The organism is Rhodococcus sp. NPDC057014 (genome assembly GCF_042673295.1).
GTDB lineage: Bacteria > Actinomycetota > Actinomycetes > Mycobacteriales > Mycobacteriaceae > Rhodococcus_F.
In genome coordinates, this window is record NZ_JBHUSF010000400.1 from 1 (window position 1) to 7,031 (window position 7,031).

At 68.5% G+C, this 7,031-nt stretch carries 5 protein-coding genes; 1 reads left to right on the forward strand and 4 read right to left on the reverse strand.

Annotation, left to right across the window (positions count from 1 at the left end; translation table 11 throughout):
* Positions 1-31 precede the first annotated feature (31 nt).
* The 4 genes from guaA to guaB all read right to left on the reverse strand — a co-directional run bounded on the left by guaA (position 32) and on the right by guaB (position 6,316).
* Complete coding sequence (guaA, locus tag ACFTZB_RS40855) at positions 32-1,603, reverse strand: glutamine-hydrolyzing GMP synthase (RefSeq protein ID WP_378440918.1); 1,572 nt, start codon at positions 1,601-1,603, stop codon at positions 32-34.
* A 64-nt stretch (positions 1,604-1,667) separates the two neighbouring features.
* Positions 1,668-3,410, reverse strand: a complete 1,743-nt coding sequence (locus tag ACFTZB_RS40860) for a GMC family oxidoreductase N-terminal domain-containing protein (RefSeq protein ID WP_378440920.1) — start codon at positions 3,408-3,410, stop codon at positions 1,668-1,670.
* Between the two features lie 209 nt (positions 3,411-3,619).
* On the reverse strand, positions 3,620-4,759 hold the full coding sequence (locus ACFTZB_RS40865; RefSeq protein ID WP_378440922.1) for a GuaB3 family IMP dehydrogenase-related protein: 1,140 nt from the start codon (positions 4,757-4,759) through the stop codon (positions 3,620-3,622).
* A gap of 33 nt (positions 4,760-4,792) precedes the next feature.
* Positions 4,793-6,316, reverse strand: coding sequence for an IMP dehydrogenase (gene guaB / locus ACFTZB_RS40870; RefSeq protein ID WP_378440924.1), 1,524 nt, complete (start codon positions 6,314-6,316; stop codon positions 4,793-4,795).
* A 234-nt stretch (positions 6,317-6,550) separates the two neighbouring features.
* Here guaB and ACFTZB_RS40875 point away from each other — a divergent pair, with 234 nt between their 5' ends.
* Entirely contained in the window at positions 6,551-6,955 is a 405-nt protein-coding gene (locus tag ACFTZB_RS40875) for a DUF5319 domain-containing protein (protein WP_164060064.1), read from the forward strand.
* Positions 6,956-7,031 lie beyond the last annotated feature (76 nt).

The window sequence follows — 7,031 nt, forward strand, 5'->3', positions numbered from 1 at the left end:
GTCAGGCGACTCGCTCACCGCGCACTGTGCGTCACTCCCACTCGATGGTGCCCGGCGGCTTGCTCGTGATGTCCAGCACGACCCGGTTGACGTCGTGAACCTCGTTGGTGATCCGGGTGGAGATCCGCTCGAGAACGTCGTAGGGCAGTCGCGTCCAGTCCGCGGTCATCGCGTCCTCGCTGGACACGGGGCGGAGCACGATCGGGTGCCCGTAGGTGCGTCCGTCGCCCTGCACGCCGACGCTGCGGACGTCGGCGAGCAGCACCACCGGGCACTGCCAGATCTGGCCGTCGAGCCCGGCGGCCGTCAACTCTTCGCGCGCAATGGAATCCGCGTGACGCAGCAGGTCGAGCCGCTCCTGGGTGACCTCGCCGATGATGCGGATGCCGAGCCCGGGGCCGGGGAACGGCTGGCGTCCCACGATCTCCTCGGGCAGGCCCAGCTCGCGTCCCACCGCGCGGACCTCGTCCTTGAACAGCAGGCGCAGCGGTTCGACGAGCGTGAACTGCAGGTCTTCGGGCAGGCCGCCGACATTGTGGTGGCTCTTGATGTTGGCCGTGCCGGTGCCGCCACCGGATTCGACGACGTCGGGGTACAACGTGCCCTGCACGAGGAATTCGACCGTGTCGCCGTGCGCGGCGTTCTCGCCGAGCACGTCGCTGACGGCGCCCTCGAAGCTGCGGATGAACTCGCGGCCGATGATCTTGCGCTTGGTCTCCGGGTCGGACACCCCGGCCAGTTCACCGATGAAGGTGTCGGCGGCGTCGACCGTGATGAGCCGGGCGCCGGTGGCGGCGACGAAATCCTGCTCGACCTGCGCACGCTCCCCGGCCCGCATCAGGCCGTGGTCGACGAACACACACGTCAGGTTGTCGCCGATCGCGCGCTGCACGAGCGCCGCCGCGACAGCCGAGTCCACACCACCCGACAGTCCGCAGATCGCCTTGCCGTCGCCGACCTGCTCGCGGACCTGCTCGACGAGGGCGTCGGCGATGTTCGCGGCCGTCCAGGCCGGGGGGATGCCCGCGATCTCGTGGAGGAACCGGCTGAGCACCTGCTGGCCGTGCGGCGAGTGCAGAACCTCCGGGTGGTACTGCACACCGGCGAGCCTGCGGGCCCGGTCCTCGAACGCGGCGACGGGTGCGCCCTCACTGGTGGCCGTCACCTCGAAGCCGTCGGGGGCCTCGGTGACGGCATCGCCGTGACTCATCCACACGGGCTGACTGGACGGCAGTCCCTCGTGCAGCAGACCGCCCTGCACCTTCAGGTCGGTGCGTCCGTACTCACGGGTGCCGGTGTGGGCGACCGTCCCGCCCAGTGCACCGGCCATGGCCTGGAATCCGTAGCAGATGCCGAATACCGGGACTTCCAGATCGAACAGGGCCGGATCGAGCTGGGGCGCCCCGTCGGCATAGACGCTCGACGGCCCGCCCGACAGCACCACGGCGAGCGGATTCTTGGCCGCGATCTCCTCGACGGTCGCGGTGTGCGGGACCACCTCGGAGTAGACCTTGGCCTCACGCACCCGCCGGGCGATCAGCTGCGCGTACTGCGCGCCGAAGTCGACGACGAGGACCGGTCTCTGTTGCTCGATATCTGCCACCGGGTCAGTCTAATCGGCGCAGCTCTGTGGTCTGCGCGACCCCACGGCCCGGCCCTCGCCTGCGCTATGCAACGCCGTGCTTCTGTGTGTCGGGCAGCACCGAGCCGTTTCGGATCTCGACGATGGGCAGCACCAGCGCGGCGGGCGCGCCTTCCGGCACGACCGGCTTGATCGGCGCGATCGGGTTCAGCCGCCGGTAGCCCTCCCCCTGCGCCGGACGCAGGTCCGCTTCACCCTTGTTCGGCCACAGCGACGCCGCGCGCTCGGCCTGCGCCGAGATCGTCAGCGACGGGTTGACGCCCAGGTTCGCGGACACGGCCGAACCGTCGACCACACTCAGCGTCGGGTAACCCCACACCCGGTGGTAGGGGTCGATGACGCCGTTCGACGGTTCCGACGCAATCGTGCAGCCACCGAGGAAGTGCGCGGTGAGCGGGATGTTGAACACATCGCCCCAGGTGCCGCCCGCGCGACCGTCGATCTTCTCCGCGATCCGCCGGGTCGCCTCGTTGCCGGCCGGGATCCAGCTGGGGTTCGGCTGACCGTGGCCCTGCTTGCTGGTGACCTTGCGCCGGCCGAACAGCCCCTTCTTCGTGTACGTGGTGATGGAGTTGTCGAGGTTCTGCATCACCAGCGCGATGATGGTGCGCTCACTCCACTTGTAGGGGGTGAGGACCTTCAGCGCCGTCGGATCCTTCGCGAGTTCCCTGAGGAACGTCATCCACCGCCTGCCGCCGCCGTCGGTCAGCAGCGTCTGCAGCATGGCCATCGAGTTCGACCCCTTACCGTAACGCACCGGCTCCACGTGGGTGTCGGGCGTCGGGTGGAACGACGACGTGATGGCGACGCCCTTCGTGAGCTCGAGCGCGGGGTCCACCTTGTTCTTGGCGGCGCCGAGGATCGACTCCGAGTTGGTGCGGGTGAGCACACCCAGCCGGTCGGAGATCTTGGGCAGCGCGCCCGACTCCTTCTGGTCGAACAGCAGATGCTGAGTGCCCCACGTGCCGGCGGCGAGGACGACGTTCGCCGCGGTGTACGTCATGCGGTTCCGGTTCTTCCGCGGCCCGCTGCGCCGGGTGAAGACGTCCCAGGTGCCGTCGGGCGCCTCGCGCAGTCCGCTGACCGTCGTCATCGGGATGATCTCGGCGCCGGCCTTCTCCGCGAGGCCCAGGTAATTCTTGAGCAGGGTGTTCTTGGCGCCGTGCCGGCATCCGGTCATGCATTCGCCGCACTCGATGCATCCGGTGCGGTCGGGGCCGACGCCGCCGAAGTAGGGGTCGGGCACGGTCTTGCCCGCTTCGCCGAAGAACACGCCGACCGGGGTCTGGATGAACGTGTCGCCCACGCCCATGTCCTCGGCGACCGACTTGATGATCTCGTCCGCGGGGGTCATGTGCGGATTCCGGACGACGCCGAGCATCTTGCGGGCCTGCTCGTAGAACGGCGTGAGCTCGTCGTGCCAGTCGGTGATGTGCGACCACTGCTTGTCCTGGAAGAAGGAGGCAGGCGGCTTGTAGAGGGTGTTCGCGTAGTTGAGCGACCCGCCGCCGACGCCGGCGCCGGCGAGGATGAGGCAGTCGCGGAGCAGGTGGACGCGCTGGATGCCGAAGAACCCGAGGGCGGGCGCCCAGAGGAATTTCTTGAGATCCCAGCTGGTCTTCGCGAAGTCCGCGTCGGCGTAGCGACGGCCCGCCTCGAGGATGCCGACCTTGTACCCCTTTTCGACCAAACGGAGCGCGGTGACACTGCCACCGAATCCGGAACCGACGATGAGGACGTCGTAATCCGTTGTGCGCTGCTTGCTCATCACTCGACCTCCAACGAACCTGAGTTTATTACTCGCCAGTATGCACCCGGTGGTTGTGACAGCTGCCACAAGGGTCACCTTAACTGTAACGAGAGGTATCAGGAACGGTCGCGATACCCGCAAACGCACGTCGCCCGATGCCGTACCGGCGCAGTTGAACTGCACCGATGCGACATCGGGCGACGAGAGAAGCCGTGGCGGCGTTCGCCTCAGGCGCGGACCGTCAGGCCTACTTTCTGGAATTCCTTCAGATCGGAGTACCCCGCCTTCGCCATCGAGCGGCGCAGTCCACCGACCAGGTTCAGCGAACCGAACGGGTCGTCCGACGGGCCGGTCAGGACCCGGTCCAGCGACGGGCGGTCACCGAACGAGACCGGCAGCATCGTGCCGCGCGGCACCGACGGGTGCGCGGCAGCCGACGGCCAGTACCAGCCGCCGCCGGGTGCCTCCGCGGCAACGGCCAGCGGCGCGCCCAGGACCGCGGCGTCCGCGCCACAGGCGATCGCCTTCGCGAGGTCGCCCGAAGACGTGATGTCGCCGTCCGCGATGACGTGGACGTAGCGTCCGCCCGTCTCGTCGAGGTAGTCGCGGCGGGCGGCCGCGGCGTCCGCGATGGCCGTCGCCATCGGGAGACCGATGCCCAGCACCTCACCGGTGGTCGTGGCGCCCTCGGTGGAGCCGTACCCGACGATCACCCCGGCCGCGCCCGTCCGCATCAGGTGCAGAGCGGTGCGGTGATCGCTCACCCCACCGGCCACGACGGGGACGTCCAGTTCGGAGATGAACGTCTTCAGGTTCAGCGGCTCGCTGTCGCCGTGGGCGACGTGCTCGGCGGAGATGATCGTGCCGTGCACGACCAGAAGATCGATGCCCGCTTCCAGCAGTTGCGGGGTCAGCGCCCGCGCGTTCTGCGGGCTCACCCGCACCGCGGTCGTGACACCCGCGTCACGGACCTGCGCGACGGCCGCGGCCAGGAGCCCCGGCTGCAACGGTGCCGCGTGCAGTTCCTGCAGCTTCTTGATCGGCGCCTCGACGTCGACGTCCGACTCCGCCAGCGCGACGAGTTCGGCGAGCTTGGCCTCGACGTCCGCGTGCCGGCCCCACAGACCCTCACCGTTGATGACCCCGAGGCCACCGCGCTTGCCGAGTTCGATCGCGAACGACGGCGACACGAGCGCGTCGGTCGGATGCGTCAGCACCGGAATGTCGAACCGGTACGCGTCGAGCTGCCAGGACGTCGACACCTCCTTGGAGGAGCGGGTCCGGCGGGAGGGGACGATGTCGATGTCGTCCAGCTCATAGGTTCGTCGGGCTGTTCGGCCCATGCCGATCTCAACGAGGTCGCGCACGCGCGCCCCTTTCTCGTGAATCGTGACTGGTTGCTAGCGAGCGGTGTAGTTGGGAGCTTCGACCGTCATCGTGATGTCGTGCGGGTGGCTCTCCTTCAGGCCCGCAGCCGTGATCTGCACGAACTGCGCGTTCTGCAGCTCCTCGATCGACGACGCTCCCGTGTAACCCATGGCGGCCCGCAGACCACCCGTGAGCTGGTGCGTGACCTGGGACAGCGGACCGCGGAACGCGACCCGGCCCTCGATGCCCTCCGGGACCAGCTTGTCCTCGGACAGCACGTCGTCCTGGAAGTAACGGTCCTTGGAATACGACTTCGCGGCCCCGCGGCTCTGCATCGCGCCGAGCGACCCCATGCCGCGGTAGCTCTTGTACTGCTTGCCGTTGACCAGGATCAGCTCACCCGGCGACTCCGCGGTGCCTGCGAGCAGCGAACCGAGCATCGCCGTCGACGCGCCTGCCGCGAGGGCCTTCGCGATGTCGCCGGAGAACTGCAGTCCACCGTCGGCGATCACCGGCACACCGTGCGGCTTGGCCGCGGCGACCGCTTCGAGGATCGCGGTGATCTGCGGGGCGCCGACACCGGCGATGACGCGGGTGGTGCAGATGGAGCCGGGACCGACACCGACCTTGACCGCGTCGACACCGGCCTCGATGAGGGCGGCCGCACCGCTACGGGTGGCGACGTTGCCGCCGATGATCTGCACGCGCTCGTCGACCTCGGCCTTGAGCTTGGAAATCATGTCCAGCACACCGGCCGAATGACCGTGGGCGCTGTCGACGACGAGAACGTCGACTCCGGCGTCGGTGAGAGCCATTGCGCGGCTCCACGCCTCGTCGCCCACACCCACGGCGGCGCCGACCAGGAGCCGGCCGTCGCGGTCCTTGGTGGCGTCCGGGTGCTGCTCGGTCTTGACGAAGTCCTTGACCGTGATGAGGCCGGTGAGCTTGCCCTGCCCGTCCACGATCGGCAGCTTCTCGATCTTGTGGCGGCGCAGCAGGCCCAGCGCCACCTCGGCGGTGACACCCTCCTGGGCGGTGATCAGCGGCGCCTTCGTCATGACCTCGGACACGGCGCGGTTCTGGTCGACCTCGAAACGCATGTCGCGGTTGGTGATGATGCCGACGAGCTGGCCGGCCGCGTCGGTGACCGGGAGTCCGGAGATCCGGAACCGGGCGCACTTGGCGTCGACCTCGGCGAGGGTGTCGGACGGTGTGCAGGTGACCGGGTCGGTGACCATGCCGGCCTCGGACCGCTTGACCGTCTCCACCTGCCCGGCCTGCGCCTCGACGGACAGGTTGCGGTGCAGCACGCCCATGCCGCCCGCGCGGGCCATGGCGATGGCCATCCGCGCCTCGGTGACGGTGTCCATCGCGGAGCTGACGAGCGGCACCCGCAACCGGATGTCCCTGGTCAGCTGGCTGGACGTGTCGACCTGGCCGGGGATGACATTCGACGCCGCCGGCAAGAGCAGGACGTCGTCGTACGTGAGACCCAGCATCGCGACCTTGTTCGGGTCGTCACCGCCGGTGTGTACATGCCCTGCTGAACTTGTCATGCGGTTCGGGCCCTCCATGGAACATAGGTGCAGCGCCGGTGGCGCCGTCTGCGGACATTCAGATCTGGTGAACTTGCGGGAACTCGGATACAGGGAAAAGGCCGGAGCGACGATCGATATTCCCAGCTCCGCACACCATGATATCGGCTCGACGCGATCGCCACGGAGCCCACCCACGCTGGGCGTACGCCGAACGGCTGGCGCAGACCGGGCTGACCTGCGTACCGTGGTGCTGTGCGCGATCAACTGCCTCCAGGTCTGCCCCCGGACCCCTTCGCCGGCGACCCCGCCGACCCGTCCGCAGCTCTCGATGCGATCGAACCGGGCCAGCCACTCGACCCCCACGAGCGTCTCGCCGTGGAGGAAGACCTGGCCGACCTCGCCGTGTACGAGGCGCTCCTGGCGCATCGTGGGATCCGCGGTCTCGTCGTCTGCTGCGAAGACTGCCAGCAAGATCACTACCACGATTGGGACATGCTCCGTGCCAACCTCCTCCAGCTCCTGGTCGACGGCACCGTGCGCCCGCACGAGCCCGCCTACGACCCGACACCCGACGCGTACGTCACCTGGGACTATTGCCGCGGCTACGCGGACGCCTCGATGAACGACGCTCTGCACGGAGACGGCTTCGACGCCTGATCCGGCACAACCCGACACAGACAACTGTGGCCCGACACGCGAAGTGTCGGGCCACAGTTGTGTGTGCGGGCGGGCC